Here is a 19252-nt window from a genome sequence, read left to right as displayed (position 1 = left end):
GTCTGTAGAAGAAACACTGGCCAAGAGACTATGTTCCGCGCGCCACCTGTCGCGCGCCGCGATGTGCTTGAATCCGCCGACGGTGCAAAATCCTTGTTTCTTTCGAGCTATTTACACGAAAAACGCCGCCCGGCGATCTGCGGGGCGGCGTAAAATCTCGAGAAAGGGCGGTACCCCTCTCGGGATTTAGTAGCGGTAATGCTCAGGCTTGAACGGACCTTCGGGCGAAACACCGATATAGGCGGCCTGTTCTGGGTTGAGCTTGGACAGTTTCACGCCGATCCGATCCAGATGCAGACGGGCGACTTTTTCATCCAGATGCTTGGGCAGGATGTAAACGTCATTGCCGTATTTGTCAGTGTTTTCCCACAGTTCGATCTGCGCCAAGACCTGATTGGTAAAGGACGCGGACATCACGAACGACGGGTGGCCGGTGGCATTGCCAAGGTTCAGCAGACGGCCCTCAGAGAGCAGGATCAGACGATTGCCGTTCGGCATCTCGATCATATCCACCTGTTCTTTGATGTTGGTCCACTTGTGGTTCTTCAGCGCGGCAACCTGGATTTCGTTGTCAAAGTGACCGATGTTGCCAACGATCGCCATGTCCTTCATCTCGCGCATATGCTCGATGCGGATCACGTCCTTGTTGCCGGTGGTGGTGATGAAGATGTCGGCGGTTGCCACGACATCTTCCAGCAGCACGACTTCAAAACCGTCCATTGCAGCTTGCAACGCGCAGATCGGGTCGACTTCGGTGACCTTAACGCGCGCGCCAGCACCGCTCAGCGACGCGGCAGAGCCTTTGCCCACATCGCCATAGCCCATGACGACAGCAACCTTACCGGCCATCATCGTGTCGGTCGCGCGGCGGATACCGTCGACGAGGCTTTCTTTGCAGCCGTATTTGTTGTCGAACTTCGACTTGGTGACAGAGTCGTTGACGTTGATCGCGGGGAAGGGCAGCTGGCCCTGTTTCACCAGATCGTAGAGACGGTGCACGCCGGTGGTGGTTTCCTCAGATACGCCTTTGATCTGGTCGCGCATCTTGGTGAACCAGCCGGGGCTTTGGGCCATACGCTTTTTGATCTGCGCAAAGATCGCTTCTTCTTCCTCAGATTTGGGAATGGCGATCAGGTCATCTTCGCCATTCTCGACCCGCGCGCCGAGCAGAATATAAAGCGTCGCATCGCCGCCATCATCAAGGATCAGGTTCGGGCCTTCGGGGAACATGAAGGATTTATCAAGGTAATCCCAATGCTCAACCAGCGATTGGCCCTTGATCGCGAAGACCGGAACGCCCGATTCAGCAATCGCCGCAGCAGCGTGGTCTTGGGTCGAGAAGATGTTACAGGACGCCCAACGCACGTCTGCGCCAAGGGCCACCAAAGTCTCAATCAAAACGGCTGTCTGGATGGTCATGTGCAACGAGCCGACAATCCGCGAGCCTTTCAGCGGCTTGCTCTCACCGTATTCATCGCGCAGCGCCATCAGGCCCGGCATCTCGGTCTCGGCGATGTCCAGCTCTTTGCGACCGTAGGCCGCCAGATTGATATCCTTAACAATATAGTCGTGGGCCATGCGGCGCTCCTGTGTAAAGTGTTGGAGGCCGGTTAGCAGCTTCGCTACAAATTCTCAATGTGAATGGGGCCAATGCCCCAGAGCGTCAGTCCAGAAGAGCGGCCAGTTGCTTATCGCCCGAAAGCCCAGCCATCCAGTCGTCGCCCTGCGCCATGACGCAAGCATTGCCGTCCGCCATGGATTTCACCAATGTCCATGTCCCCGATTGATCCGACGCCCAAAGCTGGTTGTTGTCTTCGCGCTGACCCGGAACAGGCTCTTCGCCGTACCAATCGATCAGGGCCGACTTCATCTCTTTCGCGGGCATGCAGACTTCTTCTGCCTGCGCGGCCCCGGCGAGGGCACCCAGCGTAACTGCAAGTATCGTACCGGAAAAAACGGGTTTCATGATCATCTCCTTCGTGGGATGAACAGGGTGTAGAGGGGAATGGTTCCCAAAGTATTACCAAGAAAGGATCGCATCGCGATGGCCCAAAAACCCCGCGCTTGGCAGAGAATGCTTTCGGGTCGACGGCTTGACCTCTTGGATCCAACGCCGATGGATGTTGAGATTGAGGACATCGCGCATGGGCTGGCCTTTGTTGCGCGCTGGAATGGGCAGACGCGGGGCGACTATGCCTATTCGGTCGCAGAACATTCGCTGTTGGTTGAGACGATCTTTGCCCGGATCGCGCCGCGCGCGCCTGCGAAGTGGCGTTTGGCCGCGCTGCTGCATGATGCGCCGGAATACGTGATCGGCGATATGATCTCGCCCGTAAAGACCGCTGTTGGGCCCGATTACCGCGCGTTAGATGACCGGCTGACCACCGCCGTTCATCTGCGTTTTGGCCTTCCCGCGAGCCTGCCCGTACGCATTAAACAGCAGATTAAGAAAGCCGATCGTGTCAGCGCATGGATGGAGGCGAGCCAGATCGCGGGATTTTCTGAGGCCGAAGCGACGCGTTTCTTTGGCCGCCCGGATACATCGCTGTTGGAAGGGCTGAACATATTGCTGCGCCCGCCCGTCGAGGTGCGAAATGAATTTACCGCACGCCACGAGGCGCTGCTCGGCGAAATGGCGTGATCCACATCCGCCGTGCCGGGGCGCTTGATACGCGCGCTTTGGCCGACCTTTTGAACACAATCATTGCCAAGGGCGGCACCACGGCAATGGTCACCCCCGTCACCCCGCGCGATTTGCAGGGGTGGATGGCCGCCTCGGACAGTGCGTGGCATCTGGCGGAGGATGAGCGCGGCGCGCTTAAAGGGTTTCAATATATCGAGCCGCACCCCGATCTGCCCGAAGGCGGCGTGGATGTCGCGACCTTTGTGCGGTTAGGAGAAACGGGTTTCGGCATCGGCTCGGCACTGTTTGAACAGACCAAACAAGCTGCCCGAGACCTGGGCTATGCCCATATTCACGCGATCATCCGCGCCGATAATCTAGGCGGATTGGCCTATTACCAAAGCCGCGGGTTCGAAGATTTCAGACGGCTGCCCAACTGCACCCTCGCCGACGGCACCCGCGTCGATAAAATCTGGAAACGGTTCGAGCTTTAGCGCGGTGAGCGTTTTGCCAAGATACGCTGCAGGGTCCGTCGGTGCATGTTCAGCCGACGCGCGGTTTCCGATACATTGCGATCACACAGTTCATAGACCCGCTGGATGTGCTCCCAACGCACACGATCCGCACTCATCGGGTTTTCAGGCGGCTCGGGGAGTTCGCCCCCGGTGGCCAGAAGCGCGTTCACGATGTCATTGGCGTCAGCGGGTTTTGAGAGGTAATCCGTAGCGCCACTTTTGACCGCCGCAACCGCCGTGGCAATCGCACCATATCCGGTTAGCACGACAACCCGCGCATCGGCGCGTTTGTCGCGCAGCACTTCGACCACATCAAGGCCGTTGCCATCCTGAAGACGCAGATCAACCACCGCAAAGGCCGGGGGACGCGCGGTTGCAATAGCTTTGCCTGCGGCAACGGAACCTGCGGTTTCTACCTCAAAACCGCGTTTTTCCATCGCCTTGGCCAAGCGGCGCAGAAACGGCTCGTCGTCATCGACCAGAAGCAAGCTGCGGTCTGGGCCTAAGTCGGAAATATCCTGCATCAATGTCCCCTCTTCTAGGCTAGTATGGGGCGGCTATGGCCGGGGGTCAATTTCAGCTTTGATCAAGAAAACAGCCGATGCTGTCGGCCATCTGCTCGGGGCGGACCTCGCGGCGGAAAAAGTCGACGACGCCTTCGCCGGGCATGACCAGATAGCTGAAGGTCGAATGATCGACGAGGTATTCGCCACTCTCATCAGCCGGATGCGCCTTGTAGTAGGTGCGGTAGGCTTGGCTGGCCGCTTTGACCTGTTCTGGCGAGCCGGTGAGGCCGACCATACGCGGGTGCATCACTTCGGCAAAGTCACCGACAACTTTGGGCGTGTCGCGTGCCGGGTCGACGGTGATGAAAACAGGCGTGATGCTTTGGCCGCGCTCTTCGAGGATCTCGGTCGCTGCGGCATTGCGGTCCACGTCCAGCGGACAGACATCGGGGCAAGAGGTATAGCCAAAATAGAGCAACGCAGGCTCGGTAATAACATCCGTATCGGTTACGGTTTCGCCTGCGCCGTTAACCAATTCAAACGGCCCGCCGATATCACCGCCCGCCACTTGGCTTGACCGGCAGGAGGCATAGGCATCATCTTCGCCGCGCAGCACCATAAATGCCGTGCCGGCCAGAAATACCGCTGCAACCCCAACCGCACCGAATGCAATCATCTGTTTCATGTCAGTCCTCTGCGCCATCGGCCGCTCTTGATCGTATTTCGCCGCAGACCTACGCTAGATCGCAGGTGATGCAAGACGCAAAGAAGTGATGGGGCTAAGATGACGCAGGCAAATATTCGGCCCCTCGATGGGCGCACCCGCGCCAGCTGGATCAGGCTGCGCACGATGATCTTGCTGCGCTGGTTTGCCATTGCCGGACAGTTGACTGCCGTGACCGTCGCGCAATGGGCGCTTGGGCTGCAACTGGCATTTGGCCTGTGTTACATGACCATCGGCGTTTCGGTCGTTGGCAACCTTGTTGCCGCCTTCGTCTTCCCACAGAACAAGCGCCTGTCTGAGCGCGAGAACCTCGCGATGGTGTCGTTCGACCTGCTGCAACTAACCATGTTGTTGGGGTTGACCGGAGGGCTGCACAACCCTTTCGCGCTGCTTCTGTTGGCGCCTGTCACGATCTCCGCCACCGCGCTCAGCCTGCGCTCTACGCTGGTCCTCGGGGCCACGGCGATTATCGCCGCGTCGGTTCTGGCGCTTTGGCATCTGCCGCTGATCACCCAATCGGGCGATGTGCTGCGCCAGCCGGGCATCTTTGTCTTTGGCCATTGGGCCGCGCTGCTGATCGCCATCGTCTTTACCAGCGCCTATTCGCGGCGGGTGACGTCTGAGGTACACTCCATGGCAGACGCGCTGTCGGCCACGCAACTGGTACTGGCGCGCGAACAGAAACTGTCGGACCTCAGCGGCGTTGTTGCCGCCGCCGCGCATGAGTTGGGCACGCCGCTGGCGACGATCAAACTGGCCAGTAGCGAATTGCTCGGCGATCTCGAAGACCGCCCGGATCTAGCCGAAGACGCGGCGCTGATCCGCGATCAAGCCGACCGCTGCCGCGATATTCTGCGCGACATGGGGCGCATCGGCAAAGACGATCTGCACATGCAGCGTGCGCCCCTGACTGCCGTGGTAAAAGAGGCTGCTGAGCCGCATTTGGAGCGCGGTAAGACGGTGATGTTCTCGGATAATCCAATGGCCCGAGATCACGCGCGCCCGCCGACGATCCCGCGCAAACCCGAGATTATTCACGGGCTGCGCAATTTGGTGCAGAACGCGGTGGATTTTGCCGAAACCACGGTTTGGATCGAAACCGAATGGTCCGCCGAAGATATCTCGGTGCGGATCATCGACAATGGGCCGGGCTTCCCTCCGCAGCATCTGGGCCGCATTGGTGACCCTTTTCTGCGCCGCCGCAGCGGTACGGCCAGCGAACCGCCACGGCCTGAATATGAGGGCATGGGGCTGGGGCTATTTATCGCCAAAACCTTTCTAGAGCGGTCCGGCGCGCGGCTGCGGTTCGCCAATGGATCAGACAGCGGTTGGCTGCGCGGGCTGCCACCTGCGGGCAGCGGCGCTGTTGTCGAAGTGGTCTGGCCGCGCCGACTGCTGGACCTCGGCCCCGACGACACGGTGATTGGAGAGAACCAGCGCCTGACCGCTTGAAAGCTAAGTCTCGGCAAATTCATTAATGATCCATTAACCTTTGCCCGGCAGGATAAGGCTTCGCATTTGCCGAAAGGGGTTTCCGTCATGGCATTGCCAGACGTTTTCATTGTGCTTTTCGCCGCAAGTTTTACGGCTCTAGCTGCGCTTTGGTGGCTATGCCTTCCCAGTACCCGTACGGCAAAGGCTCCGCCTGACATAGACGATATGAGCCTGCTTTTTGAGGACGGTCACCTGATCCACGGGTCCGACAGCGCGCTGACGCGTTTTGCGCTCGCCCCGGGATATCACCAATGGGAGGATATTCGTGAAGCGCTGTTGTCTCGGTTTCCCCAATTTCCTGTCACCCCCCGCCATGGCACCACCGGCAATCTGACCCTCGCGGCAGAGGATGGGGACAGCCCGCCAGAGCTTCGCATCACATGGCGCGATGCGCTGTGTTGGCTACATCTGCCACAAACCCGCGCCGCGGCTGAGCTTACAGAGGAAACTTTCACCAAACTTGCCGCGTTACGCCGCGCCAGTGACAGCAGCCCGAACCCCGCGTGGCAGACCGAAGCGGGCGGGCGCATTATTTGGCACAACCGGGCCTATGCCGCCCTAAAACGAAAGGCGCAATATGACCCCGAAAGCGGCGGTGCCGCCCTGTTCAGCACGCCATCGCCCGAACACCCCAATCGCGTCTGTCTACGCAGCGACGAAGGGGAAAAACCCGATTGGTATGCCCTGACCACCACGACAGAGGACCATATCCAAATCTACCACGCCACTTGCATCAATGCCGTGGTCGCCGCCGAAGAGGCGCAGCGCAACTTTGTCCAAACCCTCGCAAAAACCTTTGCGCATCTGTCCATTGGGCTGGCAATATTTGATCGCAATGGACAGTTGGCGCTGTTCAACCCGGCCTTGGTTGACCTCACCGCGTTGCCCGCCCCCTTTCTCAGCGCCCGGCCCACTATGGTTTCTTTCTTTAATCAGCTGCGCGAAAGCCGCCGCATGCCGGAACCGAAAAACTATAAGAACTGGCGTCAGGAAATAGCCGAGGTGATCGCCGCTGCGACTGATGGGCGCTATCAAGAGACATGGTCGCTTGAAAACGGTCAGACCTATAGCATTCGGGGCCGCCCGCACCCCGATGGTGCCACCGCCTTTTTGATCGAAGACATCACAGCCGAAGTCACCCTGACCCGCAATTTCCGCGCCGAGCTTGAGCAAAGCCAGAGCTTGCTTGACGCGTTGGAAGATGGTTTCGCCGTCTTTTCCGCCTCTGGCGTGCTGACATTCTGCAATGCGGCCTACCGCGAACACTGGAAACAAGACCCAGACAAAAGCTTTGCCGAAATCACCATTGACGACGCCATCCACGTCTGGCGTGGGATGTCGGCGGCCAATCCTCTTTGGCCCGACATCGCCGAATTTGTCATGTGCCGGGGGGACCGTGCGGGCTGGAATATGCCCATCTATCCGCATCAAGGCCCACCACTATCTTGCGAGGTTTCCGCCATCGCTTCGGGTGCAACGCTCGTACGCTTCCACGCGGTCCCGGTTGAGGCGGGTCGACAAGACCGTATCGCTGCCCCTTTGGCAAACGACCGGCGGCAACCCTCCAACTAAGCCATCCCGAACCGCTTTAATCTTGCGGCTGCGCGTCGGCACGCTAAGCATGGGGCATGTCCGATGATACTCTTTCTCTCTTGCTCAGCGGCTCCGATGAGACCGCTCGGCGCGCCCAGCAATTAGCTCGCCGCCTAACGCCCGGCGATGTCCTCCTGCTCAGCGGCGATGTCGGCGCGGGCAAGACGCATTTCGCCCGTGCGTTGATCTTTGAACTCCTAGAATTCCCCGAAGACATCCCCTCGCCCACCTTCACACTGGTGCAAACCTATGACGGCCAAAGCGGCGCGATTTGGCATGCAGATCTCTACCGGTTGACCTCCACTTATGAGATTGAGGAACTGGGGTTGGTTGAGGCGTTCCTCGACGCGATCTGTTTGGTGGAATGGCCGGATCGTTTGGGCCCGTTGGCGCCTGCTGGAGCGTTGCATATCAACCTCACTCCCGGCCCGGAGGAAGACAGCCGCGCGCTGACCGCCAAATGGACCGGAGCCGATTGGGACGACAAGCTGACGGATTGGCGCGCATGACCGAACGCACGCTCCTAATCAAAACCTTCCTGCAAAATGCAGGTTGGTCCGATGCCACCCAGACATTGCTGGCCGGCGACGCCTCAAACCGACGTTATGACCGCCTGCGCAGAGCGAATGGTGAAACTGCCATATTGATGGACGCCCCGCCGGAGCGTGGTGAAGATGTGCGCCCCTTCATCCAGGTTGCTGAACATCTGACAGCTATCGGTCTTAGTCCCCCCCAGATTTTTCAAGCAGACAGTGACCACGGTCTGCTGCTGATCGAAGACCTTGGCGACGCTCTTTTCGCCCGTTTGATGGCGACCGATCCTTCACAGGAAACCCCGCTTTACCGCGCAGCGGTCGACGTATTGGTCCAATTGCACGCCGCCCTGCTGCCAGAGCTGCCGGTCTGTGATGCCAATTGGCTGACCGAAATGGCGGCCCCGGCGTTCGATTTCTACGCACCCGATGGGGGGCAGGCCGCTTTCGCTCAGGCTTTCCACCCCCTCGCCACCACGTTGGACGCCGCCCCCAAAGTTGTGATCCTACGCGACTATCACGCCGAAAACCTGCTTTGGCTGCCGCAGCGCTCGGGCGCTGCGCGCGTTGGCCTGCTCGATTTTCAAGACGCGCTGCTGGGCCACCCGGCATATGACCTCGTCTCAATCCTCCAAGACGCGCGCCGCGATGTTCCGCGTGCAGTTGAGGCGCAAATGATCGACTATTACCTTGCCAAAACCGGGCAAGACGACGCCGCATTTCGCCGCGCCTATGCTCTGCTTGGGGCCCAGCGCAACTTGCGTATCCTTGGTATCTTTGCCCGCCTCTGCCTGCGCGATGGCAAGCCGCAGTATGTCGATCTGATCCCCCGCGTTTGGCAACACTTGCAACACAACTTGCGCCATCCCGCGCTCTCCGCTGTGGCTGACAGCATCGCGGGCGTACTGCCCCATCCTACACCCGATTTTCTGGAGCATTTGAAAAGCCAATGCGCGACTATCCCGACGCCATTATGATGTTCGCGGCCGGTTTCGGCACGCGTATGAAGCATCTCACCCAGAACCAACCCAAACCTATGGTGCCGCTGGCCGGTCGACCGCTGGTTGACCACGCGCTGGACCTTGCCCATGCGGTGTCGCCGGCGCGGATCGTGGCAAACCTGCATTATCTGCCCGACCAGCTTGAGGCCCATCTGCACGCGCAGGGCGTCGAAACCATTCTCGAGACCCCCCAGATTCTCGACACCGGCGGCGGGTTGCGCAATGCGCTGCGGCTGCTCGGTGAAGGTCCGGTGTTCACCATGAACAGTGACGCAATCTGGGCTGGACCGAACCCGCTGGAGATGCTGCATGCCGCGTGGGATCCTACGCAGATGGACGCGCTTTTAATGACTGTCCCGCTGGAAAACACCCTTGGCCATAGCGGTAAGGGCGATTTCACCCTGAGCGCAGATGGCCAACTTCAACGGGGGCCGGGGCAAGTCTACGGCGGGGTTCAGATCATTAAAACCGATCTTCTGGCTGAGATTGAGGCCGATGTATTCTCGCTTAACCTGTTATGGGACATGATGCTGCGCCGCGAAACGGTGTTTGGCCTTTCCTATACCGGACGCTGGTGCGATGTGGGTCACCCCGGAGGCATCGCGCTCGCCGAAGGCCTGTTGGCAGGTACGTATGTTTAAGCCGCAAGACACTCCGCGCATCTTTGGCCTCGCCCCCGGCGTCGACTTTCCGCGCGGGTTGGTGCGCGGACTTTGTGACCGGCTGGAAAATGACCCGCCGGAGGCGATGGCACGTGTTGAGCTTATCGTGAACACCAACCGCATGGCGCGCCGCCTGCGCCATGATTTTGATGCAGGTCCGGCAGGTTTCTTGCCACGGATCCGGCTGATTACCGACCTCGACGCGTTGGCGCCCGGCGTTGCCTTGCCAGCGCCGACACCGCCCTTGCAACGGCGGCTGGAACTGATTCAACTTGTCTCGCGCCTACTGGATGCCGCGCCGGATCTCGCTCCGCGCGAGTCGCTTTACGCGCTGTCCGACAGTCTTGCCGGGCTGATCGACGAAATGCAGGGCGAAGGCGTTTCGCCTGAAACCGTGGCCGGACTGGATGTGGGTCACCTCTCGGCCCATTGGGAGCGCGCGCAGCGGTTTTTGGCCATTGCGCATGACTATCTCGGCCAGACCACCACCCGCCCTGACGCCGAGGCACGGCGGCGACAATTGGTCGCCCGGATCATCGTCCGCTGGCAAGACAACCCGCCGCAGCATCCCGTGATCCTTGCAGGCTCCACCGGGTCGCGCGGCACGACCGCCTTGCTGATGGAGGCCGTGGCCCGCCTGCCCCAAGGCGCGATCATCCTGCCCGGTTTTGATTTCGAAATGCCCACCGCCGTCTGGAATGAATTGGATCAGGCGCTTTTGGCTGAGGATCATCCGCAATACCGCTTTCGCAAGCTGATGAATATGCTCGGTGTCTCGCGGGGGGCGATTGAACCGTGGTGCGATATGCCCGCCGTTTCGATGGCACGTAACACGCTGCTTTCGCTCTCGCTCCGCCCTGCGCCGGTCACCCACGCTTGGCTAAATGAGGGGCCAAAATTGAATGACCTTCACGGCGCCACGGCTGACATCACTCTAATCGAAGCGCCCACCCCCCGTGTTGAGGCGCTGGCCATCGCGCTGCGTCTGCGTCAAGCCGCCGAAGATGGCGTGAAGGCCGCGCTGATCACACCCGACCGGATGCTGACCCGGCAGGTTACGGCCGCGCTGGATCGGTGGAATATTCTTCCCGATGACAGCGCCGGGATGCCGCTGCAACTGTCCCCTCCGGGGCGATTTCTGCGACATGTGGCAGCGCTTTTTCTGCGTAAACTTGATGCCGAAGCGCTGCTGACCCTGCTGAAACACCCGCTAACCCACAGCGGCGCGGGGCGGAATTTTCACCAGCTCTATACGCAGCGACTAGAAGCCGAAATTCGCCGCCATGGGCTGCCCTACCCCGATGCCGAAGGCCTGACCGAAATCGCTGAACGCACTGCAAAACGAATGGAAGACCCCAGCGGTTTTCGCGATTGGATCGCTTGGGTGGGAGAGACATTCCCCGGTCATGACGCCCCCGGCGAGCGGCCCCTGCCCGATTGCGTCGCCGCCCATTTGGCGCTGGCCAATAGGATCGCCGCCGGTCAACCCGCCGACCCCGATCATCTGCTTTGGCAGCATGGCGCGGGCATCGCGGCGCAGGGGGTTATGGAAAACCTCACCGAACATGCTGTGCACGGCGGCGCGATGAATGCCGCAGACTACGCCGATCTGCTGGGGGCGCTGCTGTCCCAAGAAGAGGTGCGCGAGGCCGACACCCCGCATCCCGACATCATGATCTGGGGCACGATGGAGGCGCGGGTTCAGGGCGCCGATCTGGTGATCCTTGGCGGCCTTAACGAAGGCACATGGCCCGAAGCACCGCCGCCCGATCCCTGGCTGAACCGCCAAATGCGCGAGAAAGCAGGGCTGCTGCTGCCCGAACGCCGCGTCGGCCTTTCAGCACATGACTACCAACAGGCCATCGCCAGCCCAGAGGTTTGGATCACCCGCGCGATCCGCTCGGATGAGGCCGAAATGGTGCCGTCACGTTGGCTGAACCGGTTGGGCAACCTGCTGGGCGGTTTGGGGGAAACCGGTGGGCCGGAAGCATGGAAGGCAATGCAGCAACGCGGCAGCTATTGGCTGGATCAAGTGCGCGCCTTGGAGGCGGTGGAGCGGACGGCCCCCGCGCCGCGCCCCTCGCCTCGCCCGCCGCGTGCCGCGCGCCCCCGCAAGCTTTCGGTGACCGAGATCAAGACGCTGATCCGCGACCCCTATGCTGTTTACGCCAAACACAGCCTAAAGCTGCGCGCGATCAACCCGCTGGTGCAATCACCCGACGCGCCTGTGCGCGGCATCGTGCTGCACCGCATTATGGAGGATTTCGTAAAACTGGTGGCCCGAGATCCGGCACGGCTGACCCACGAAGCCCTGCTCGAAGTTGCCGCTCAGGTGTTGGAAGAAGAAGCCCCCTGGCCCGCCGCCCGCGCCATGTGGTTGGCCCGGATCGACCGGATCGCCGATTGGTTCATCGCCCGCGAACGCACCCGCGCCGAATTCTCCAGCCCCGTCGCTTTCGAGCAAGGCGCGCGCGGCAGCCATACTTTCGCGGACCTCGGTTTTACTCTCAGCGGTTTTGCTGACCGGATCGACCAGACCGATGACGGCGATGTGCTGATCTATGACTACAAGACCGGCACGCCGCCGGGCAAAAAGGAACAGCGGCTCTTCGACAAGCAACTGCTGATCGAAGCGGCGATGGTCGAACGTGGCGGTTTCCCCGAGGTGGGCGTGGCACATGTCGCCCATGCGGCCTTCATCGGCTTGGGCTCTAAACCCGTCGAAGTGCCCGCACCGTTGGACGAGGAAAGCCCCCAAGAGGTGCTCGCCGGTCTGCATGCACTGCTGTCGCGCTACCTGGACGAAGGCCAAGGGTTTACCGCCCGCCGCATGGTGCAAAGCGATGCTTTTGCTGGAAACTATGACCAACTCGCCCGGTTCGGCGAATGGGATGGCACCACTGCCGCCAAACCGGAGAATCTGGAATGATGCGCGATTTTGACGACGCCACCCGCGCACAGATCGAAGCCGCCCGGCCCGATGCTTCCACGTGGCTGACCGCGAATGCGGGCTCTGGCAAGACCCGCGTGCTGACCGACCGTGTGGCGCGGCTGTTGCTTGATGATGTCGAGCCGCAGCACATCCTTTGCCTGACTTATACTAAAGCAGCCGCGTCTGAGATGCAGAACCGCCTGTTCAAACGTCTGGGCGAATGGGCGATGCTGAAAGACGACGCACTGCGCAGTGCGCTCGCCGATCTTGGTGTGCAGGGGGAGCTGACGCCTGAGCAATTGCGCAACGCACGTACCCTATTCGCCCGCGCGATTGAGACGCCGGGCGGGCTAAAAATCCAGACCATCCACTCCTTCTGCGCCGCCCTATTGCGCCGCTTCCCGCTGGAAGCACAGGTCAGCCCGCAGTTCACCGAGATCGAAGACCGCGCCGCCGATCTGCTGCGCGCCGAGATTGTTGACGAGATGGCCGAGGGCGAAGATGCGCCCTTGGTGGCAGATATAGCGCGGCATTACACCGGCGAAGATTTCGCCAGTCTCACCCGAAGCATCGTCGGCCAACGTGACGCCTTTACTGAGCCGTGTTCGTGGTCCGAGATCCTAGCGCTTTTCGCACAGCCCGACGACCTGACCGAGGACAAGATCGCCGGTTCGGTCTTCCTCGGCAGCGAGGCGACGATGGTGGCCGAGATCATTCCGCATCTGCTGGCTAAGGGTGGGAACGATGGCAAAGCAGGCGCGGCCTTGCAAGAGATCGAACGCTACGATCTCTCCGCTCTGCCGCAGTTGGAGAACATCCTGCTGACCGGCAGCGGCGCCAAAGCGCCATTCACCGCCAAGATCGGCAGTTTCCCGACGAAACCGACCCAAAAAGTCATTGCGGAGCAAATGCCGCAGCTTGAACAGCTGATGCAGCGTGTCGAAGACGCCCGCGAGGCACGTTTGGCGCTGAAGGCCGCGCGAAAATCTTATGTGCTGCACCGTTTTGCCAGCCGCTTCCTCGCCCGCTATGCGGATGAAAAGCAAAAACGCGGCTGGCTTGATTTCGACGATCTGATCCTCAAAGCCCGCGCCCTGCTGACCGACAAGGCCGTGGCCGCATGGGTGCTGTTCCGGATCGACGGTGGCATTGATCACATTTTGGTGGACGAGGCGCAGGACACCTCTCCGCGGCAATGGGACGTGATCGAACGGCTGACGGATGAGTTTTACTCCGGTGCCGGGGCGCGCAATGAGGTGGACCGGACACTGTTTGTCGTGGGCGACAAGAAACAGTCGATCTATTCCTTCCAGGGCGCGGACCCCGAAGAGTTGGACCGCAAAGGTGCCACCTTTGAACAGAAAATCGGCGAAGCGGGGCAGTTTTTCCAGCGCCGCAGCCTTGCCTATTCTTTCCGGTCTTCCTCGGCGATCCTGCGAGCGGTCGACGGGGTCTTTGACCCGGCGATCCAGACCGGGTTTACAAATGACGGGCATTTGGCCTTCAAGGACCGCCTGCCGGGCCGCGTAGACCTATGGCCGTTTATCGAAAAAGCCGGGCCCGATGAAGAGGGCGACTGGACGGACCCCGTTGACCGACGCAGCGCGCGGCATCACACGGTGCAACTGGCCGAACGCATCGCGCGGCGCATCAAGGAGCTGACGACTGAGGAACATTACCTCCCCGACGACAGCAAAGGCGGATTGGCACGGCGGCGCATCCAACCGGGAGATTTTCTGATCCTCGTACAGCGTCGCTCGGCCCTGTTTTCCGAGATCATCCGCGCTTGTAAGGCGGCGGAACTGCCCATCGCCGGGGCGGATCGGCTCAAGGTCGGGGCCGAGCTTGCAGTGCGTGATCTGGCGGCGATCCTGTCGTTCTTGGCGACGCCGGATGACGATCTCTCCCTCGCAACCGCGCTGAAATCGCCGCTTTTTGGTTGGTCGGAGCAAGATCTTTTCACCCTCGCCCATTACCGGAAAGAGGATCACCTCTGGCAGGCTTTGCGCAACCAGACCGAAGCCCATGCTGCCACGCTCGCGGTTCTGCGCGACCTGCGCGCGCAGGTGGATTACCTGCGCCCCTATGACCTGATTGAGCGTATCCTCACCCGCCACGATGGCCGCCGTAAACTGCTGGCGCGGCTGGGGCCAGAGGCGGAAGACGGCATCAATGCGATGCTAAGCCAAGCGCTCGCTTATGAGCGTGGCGCGGTGCCGAGCTTGACCGGTTTCTTACAATGGATGCAGACCGACGATCTGGAAATCAAACGCCAGATCGACAGCGCGTCGAACCAGATCCGGGTGATGACGGTGCATGGCGCCAAGGGGTTGGAAGCGCCCATCGTCATCCTACCCGACACCGGGCGGCGCGATGTGACGATCAAAGATGAGATCATCACCGTCGATGGCACACCCGTGTGGAAAGCCTCAGCCGATGACACGCCGCAACCGATACGCGCGCGGCTGGATGAGATGAAAGAGGCCGCACTGCAAGAACGGCTTAGGCTGTTTTACGTCGCTATGACGCGGGCCGAGAAATGGCTGATCGTGGCGGCTGCAGGGGAATTGTCTAAGGATGAATCCTCTTGGTATCAGATCACCGCTGCCGCACTGGCCCGACTGCAAGCTGAGCCCTTAGGAGACGACGGCACGCTGCGCTATCAGCAGGGCGATTGGGATGCACTCAACATCGTTGAGACACCCGAGGAAATCGTCACAACGCCCCAGTTAGACCCTATTTTTGCGCGCCCTGCCCCCGCGCCAAGTGGTGAAGCTAAGACCCTTTCGCCTTCTGATCTTGGCGGCGCGAAGGCGCTGGCCGGTGAAGCGGGTTTTGATATGGATACAGCGCTGAGCTACGGCACTTTGGTGCATGAATTGCTCGAACATTTGCCGCTAATGGACGCGGAAGCGCGGGAGATTTTCCTTAACCGTTTGGCCCGTAGTCATTCGGTTGAGATGATCGCCCGCGCGCAGGAAGAAGCGGAAGCCGTATTACGCACCCCTGCCCTCGCCCCGCTTTTCGCCGACACGACGCTCGCTGAAGTGCCTGTCACTGGCAGCTTGGGCGCACAGCGTCTGCATGGCACGATCGACCGGTTGGTGATCGCAGAGGATCATATCCTTGCGGTTGATTTTAAAACCAACCGCGTGGTTCCCAACGCGCCTGATGCCTGCCCGGACGGTCTGCTGCGCCAAATGGGCGCCTATGCGCATATGCTGCGGCAGATCTACCCGCAGCGACGAATTGAAACGGCAATTCTATGGACTGCGAAACCAGCGCTTATGGTGCTGCCCAACGAAATCGTGACAAATGCGATGCGTGCCCTGCCATATCTTGACGCCAGTGCCCCGCGTTCATAGGTTCAGGCCTTAACCCATTCCTGTCAGGAGAGCATCATGGCAACCGTCGCAGTCACCGACGACACTTTCGACGCCGAAGTCAAAAATTCGGACATTCCGGTTCTGGTCGATTTCTGGGCCGAATGGTGCGGCCCGTGCAAACAGATCGGCCCTTCGCTGGAAGAGCTTTCGGATGAAATGAACGGTCGTGTGAAGATCGTCAAAGTCAACGTTGACGAAAACCCGAACTCGCCCGCTCAGGTCGGCGTGCGTGGTATTCCGGCGCTGTTCATCTTTAAGGACGGTCAGGTCGTATCGAACCTTGCTGGCGCACGCCCCAAGGCGGCCCTGCAAAGCTGGATCGAAGAATCCATCTAATTTCAGTACCTTACTGAATTTGAGTTACGAAAACGGGCGCCTTTCGGGGCGCCCTTTTCATTGCCGGCTACACCGGCCAGCCAAATCGCCTCAACCGCGCGGCAATCTTTTCCTCGGCCTCCGCTCGACCTGCGTTGATGCAGTTTGCCTGCCAGAACCACCACAGATAGGCTGCAAAATCCGGCTCTGCCCGTTCGGCTGCGGCGAAACATTGGCTGAGATCTGCCAGATCTGCCCTAACTCCAATATGGTGAAAGTCGATCTGGCCAAAGAACAAGGCAGGTTTGCCGAAGAAATAGCCGGAAAATGCGGCCGCTGAATTTTGGGTCACGACGAAGGCGCAGTTCTGAAGATGGCGCTCCATCTGGCCCATGGTCAGGGTCAAACGAGGGTGCTGCGCCGCGAGACGTTCAAGCACGGTAAGCTCCTCTGCGCTATAGATCTCTTTTGGATGCAGCGCGGCCACAATGGGGCAGGTGGACTGGGCAAGTGTATGCTCCAGCATCTCTATGGGGCTGCAAGATTGGAAGGATCGCCGCTGCAACAAGCGGCCCTGCAGGGGAACATAGATTGGCCTGTCTCTGCGCGTTTGCTCTGGTGCACTGCCAAACAGGCGCTTCTGCCAGAAACGGTAAAAAACGCTGCGCTTTAAAGGGGTCAATAAGCGCCGGATCGAACTCACCCAAAGCGACATCCCACGACCAACGTTCAGGCCGCGCCTCGATCTGCCAAAAGGGGTAGTGATAGCAACGGCGGAAAATCAAACCACGCGTGGTTGGGGCAGGGGACATGTGGCTCAACGACAGCGCATCCGGGGCACGGACCGATCCGCCAATATCGCGATATGTGACCCTAAACTGCGCTTTTTCGAGTACACGCGCAACTTTACCGATGAAGTCATGCGCGCCGGTCTCTTCGCTCTCCCGCAGCGGGGGTTCAAGATAGATATCAACTTCGGCGCGATCCTGCATGAGGCAGAGGCTAGCCCGCCGCCCAATAGTCCACAAGCGCCGCCGCCCTTGTCCTGCCCTGCCACGGGGGCCATATAGACGCCAAGCGACAGGAGGCCCCATGGCACAGAACGACGATTTCCCCGGTTGGCACGGGACTACGATTATTGGCGTCAAAAAAGGCGGCGAAGTGGTGATTGCCGGTGACGGACAGGTCAGCCTTGGCCAGACCGTGATCAAAGGCACAGCCCGCAAGGTGCGCAAACTCAGCCCCGGCGGCTATGACGTGGTGGCGGGGTTTGCTGGCTCTACCGCGGATGCTTTCACGCTGCTGGAACGGCTTGAAGCCAAGCTGGAAGCGACACCGGGGCAATTGGCCCGTGCGAGTGTTGAGCTGGCGAAGGACTGGCGCACAGACAAATACCTGCAAAAGCTCGAAGCGATGTTGATCGTGACGGATGGCAAAGACTTGCTGGTCATTACCGGCGCAGGCGATGTGCTGGAGCCGGAGCATGAAGTCGCCGCGATTGGCTCGGGTGGGAACTACGCCCTCGCTGCGGCGCGCGCCATGATGGACAGCGACCGTGACGCCGAAACCATCGCCCGTGACGCGATGGCGATCGCCGCCGACATCTGCGTCTACACCAACGGCAAACTCACCGTGGAGAAAATCACCGCATGACTGACCTAACCCCCCGCGAGATCGTATCCGAGCTTGATCGTTACATCATCGGCCAGAACGACGCCAAACGCGCCGTGGCCGTGGCGCTGCGCAACCGTTGGCGGCGCAAGCAGTTGGCGGACGATCTGCGCGACGAAGTGTACCCCAAGAACATCCTGATGATCGGCCCCACCGGTGTTGGTAAGACCGAGATCAGCCGCCGTCTGGCCAAGCTGGCCCGTGCTCCGTTCATCAAAATCGAAGCCACGAAGTTCACCGAGGTCGGCTATGTTGGCCGTGATGTGGAGCAAATCATCCGCGATTTGCTAGACAGTTCCATCGTCATGACCCGCGAGTTTATGCGTGAAGACGTTAAGACAAAAGCCGAGCAGGCCGCTGAGGAGCGCGTGATTGACGCCATCGCCGGAACCGATGCCCGCGATGGCACCCGCGAGATGTTCCGCAAAAAACTGCGCAGCGGCGAATTGGACGACACAATGATCGAGCTTGAGGTCGCCGACACCTCTAGCCCCTTTCCAATGATGGACATTCCCGGCCAACCCGGCGGCGGCGCAGGGATGATGAACCTCGGCGATCTATTCGGCAAAGCCATGGGCGGGCGTACCACTAAGAAACGCCTTGCGGTTGCTGACAGCTATGAAGTGCTGCTGGGCGAAGAGGCCGACAAACTGCTCGATGATGAAGCCGTGAACCGCGCTGCGATTGAAGCGGTGGAGCAGAACGGCATCGTCTTTTTAGACGAGATCGACAAGGTCTGCGCCCGGTCTGATGCGCGTGGTGGTGATGTTTCACGTGAAGGCGTGCAGCGCGACCTGCTGCCGCTGATCGAAGGCACCGTTGTTTCCACGAAATATGGGGCGGTCAAAACCGACCATATCCTCTTCATCGCCTCGGGTGCCTTTCATATTGCCAAACCGTCGGACTTGCTGCCCGAACTGCAAGGCCGTCTGCCTATCCGCGTTGAGCTACGGGCGCTGACCGAAGGCGATTTCGTCCGCATCCTGACCGAAACCGACAATGCATTGACGCGTCAGTACACCGCGCTGTTGCGCACCGAAGAGTTGACCGTCACCTTTACCGAAGAGGGCATCGCGGCGCTGGCCAAGATCGCGGCGGATGTGAACACCTCGGTCGAGAATATCGGGGCACGGCGGCTCTATACCGTGATGGAACGGGTGTTCGAGGAAGTCTCTTTCGATGCGCCGGATCGCTCGGGGCAGGAGATCACCGTCGATGCGGACTTTGTTGAGAAGAACTTGGGCGAATTGACTCGGTCAACCGATCTAAGCCGCTACGTTCTTTAGGGCTTTCCTTT

General features: G+C 60.2%; 17 protein-coding genes. 12 read left to right on the top strand and 5 right to left on the bottom strand.

Translation table 11 applies throughout. From position 1 onward, the window contains the following. Positions 1 to 186 precede the first annotated feature (186 nt). On the bottom strand, positions 187 to 1578 hold the full coding sequence (gene ahcY / locus DSM14862_RS00520) for an adenosylhomocysteinase (RefSeq protein WP_007118437.1): 1392 nt from the start codon (positions 1576 to 1578) through the stop codon (positions 187 to 189). An 85-nt stretch (positions 1579 to 1663) separates the two neighbouring features. Then, positions 1664 to 1966 carry an S-adenosyl-L-homocysteine hydrolase gene (locus DSM14862_RS00515; protein ID WP_113075680.1) on the bottom strand — a complete coding sequence of 101 codons (303 nt, stop codon included), beginning with the start codon at positions 1964 to 1966 and terminating at the stop codon, positions 1664 to 1666. Positions 1967 to 2044: 78 nt separating this feature from the next. Between DSM14862_RS00515 and DSM14862_RS00510 the strand changes: the two genes are divergently transcribed. Next, positions 2045 to 2641, top strand: a complete 597-nt coding sequence (locus DSM14862_RS00510; protein WP_007118435.1) for an HD domain-containing protein — start codon at positions 2045 to 2047, stop codon at positions 2639 to 2641. Then, positions 2638 to 3117 carry a GNAT family N-acetyltransferase gene (locus DSM14862_RS00505; protein WP_007118434.1) on the top strand — a complete coding sequence of 160 codons (480 nt, stop codon included), beginning with the start codon at positions 2638 to 2640 and terminating at the stop codon, positions 3115 to 3117. Before DSM14862_RS00510 ends, DSM14862_RS00505 begins: the two co-directional genes overlap by 4 nt. Here the strand turns inward: DSM14862_RS00505 and DSM14862_RS00500 are convergent. Both DSM14862_RS00500 and DSM14862_RS00495 read right to left on the bottom strand, forming a co-directional pair. Continuing rightward, positions 3114 to 3662, bottom strand: coding sequence for an ActR/PrrA/RegA family redox response regulator transcription factor (locus tag DSM14862_RS00500; RefSeq protein ID WP_007118433.1), 549 nt, complete (start codon positions 3660 to 3662; stop codon positions 3114 to 3116). The genes DSM14862_RS00505 and DSM14862_RS00500 overlap by 4 nt on opposite strands. Before the next feature lie 52 nt (positions 3663 to 3714). Further along, positions 3715 to 4329, bottom strand: coding sequence for an SCO family protein (locus DSM14862_RS00495; protein WP_007118432.1), 615 nt, complete (start codon positions 4327 to 4329; stop codon positions 3715 to 3717). A 99-nt stretch (positions 4330 to 4428) separates the two neighbouring features. On the opposite strand from DSM14862_RS00495, the gene regB reads away from it, so the two are divergent. From regB to trxA, 8 genes are all read left to right on the top strand, one after another. After that, positions 4429 to 5820 carry a sensor histidine kinase RegB gene (gene regB, locus DSM14862_RS00490; RefSeq protein ID WP_007118431.1) on the top strand — a complete coding sequence of 464 codons (1392 nt, stop codon included), beginning with the start codon at positions 4429 to 4431 and terminating at the stop codon, positions 5818 to 5820. A gap of 207 nt (positions 5821 to 6027) precedes the next feature. Beyond that, a complete protein-coding gene (locus tag DSM14862_RS00485) occupies positions 6028 to 7434 on the top strand; it encodes a PAS-domain containing protein (protein WP_007118430.1) in 1407 nt (468 codons plus the stop codon). Between the two features lie 56 nt (positions 7435 to 7490). Then, complete coding sequence (gene tsaE, locus DSM14862_RS00480; protein ID WP_007118429.1) at positions 7491 to 7964, top strand: tRNA (adenosine(37)-N6)-threonylcarbamoyltransferase complex ATPase subunit type 1 TsaE; 474 nt, start codon at positions 7491 to 7493, stop codon at positions 7962 to 7964. Then, entirely contained in the window at positions 7961 to 8965 is a 1005-nt protein-coding gene (locus DSM14862_RS00475; RefSeq protein WP_007118428.1) for an aminoglycoside phosphotransferase family protein, read from the top strand. Before tsaE ends, DSM14862_RS00475 begins: the two co-directional genes overlap by 4 nt. Further along, positions 8938 to 9630, top strand: coding sequence for a nucleotidyltransferase family protein (locus DSM14862_RS00470; RefSeq protein ID WP_007118427.1), 693 nt, complete (start codon positions 8938 to 8940; stop codon positions 9628 to 9630). The genes DSM14862_RS00475 and DSM14862_RS00470 overlap by 28 nt, the downstream gene beginning before the upstream one ends. Then, positions 9623 to 12580: a double-strand break repair protein AddB gene (gene addB, locus DSM14862_RS00465; protein ID WP_007118426.1), complete on the top strand. Its 2958-nt coding sequence runs from the start codon at positions 9623 to 9625 to the stop codon at positions 12578 to 12580. The genes DSM14862_RS00470 and addB overlap by 8 nt, the downstream gene beginning before the upstream one ends. Beyond that, positions 12577 to 15948 (top strand): double-strand break repair helicase AddA, encoded by a 3372-nt coding sequence (gene addA, locus DSM14862_RS00460; RefSeq protein ID WP_007118425.1) that lies wholly within the window; start codon positions 12577 to 12579, stop codon positions 15946 to 15948. Before addB ends, addA begins: the two co-directional genes overlap by 4 nt. 36 nt (positions 15949 to 15984) lie before the next feature. Beyond that, on the top strand, positions 15985 to 16305 hold the full coding sequence (gene trxA / locus DSM14862_RS00455) for a thioredoxin (protein ID WP_007118424.1): 321 nt from the start codon (positions 15985 to 15987) through the stop codon (positions 16303 to 16305). A gap of 67 nt (positions 16306 to 16372) precedes the next feature. Here trxA and DSM14862_RS00450 read toward each other — a convergent pair whose 3' ends face one another. Further along, positions 16373 to 16810, bottom strand: coding sequence for a hypothetical protein (locus tag DSM14862_RS00450; protein WP_050770327.1), 438 nt, complete (start codon positions 16808 to 16810; stop codon positions 16373 to 16375). A 566-nt stretch (positions 16811 to 17376) separates the two neighbouring features. On the opposite strand from DSM14862_RS00450, the gene hslV reads away from it, so the two are divergent. After that, positions 17377 to 17937, top strand: coding sequence for an ATP-dependent protease subunit HslV (gene hslV, locus DSM14862_RS00445; RefSeq protein ID WP_007118421.1), 561 nt, complete (start codon positions 17377 to 17379; stop codon positions 17935 to 17937). Beyond that, complete coding sequence (gene hslU, locus DSM14862_RS00440) at positions 17934 to 19241, top strand: ATP-dependent protease ATPase subunit HslU (RefSeq protein ID WP_007118420.1); 1308 nt, start codon at positions 17934 to 17936, stop codon at positions 19239 to 19241. The genes hslV and hslU overlap by 4 nt, the downstream gene beginning before the upstream one ends. Positions 19242 to 19252: the final 11 nt, after the last annotated feature.

Source organism: Sulfitobacter indolifex (genome assembly GCF_022788655.1).
Classification (GTDB): domain Bacteria; phylum Pseudomonadota; class Alphaproteobacteria; order Rhodobacterales; family Rhodobacteraceae; genus Sulfitobacter; species Sulfitobacter indolifex.
This window is presented reverse-complemented; position numbering and strand designations above follow the sequence as displayed.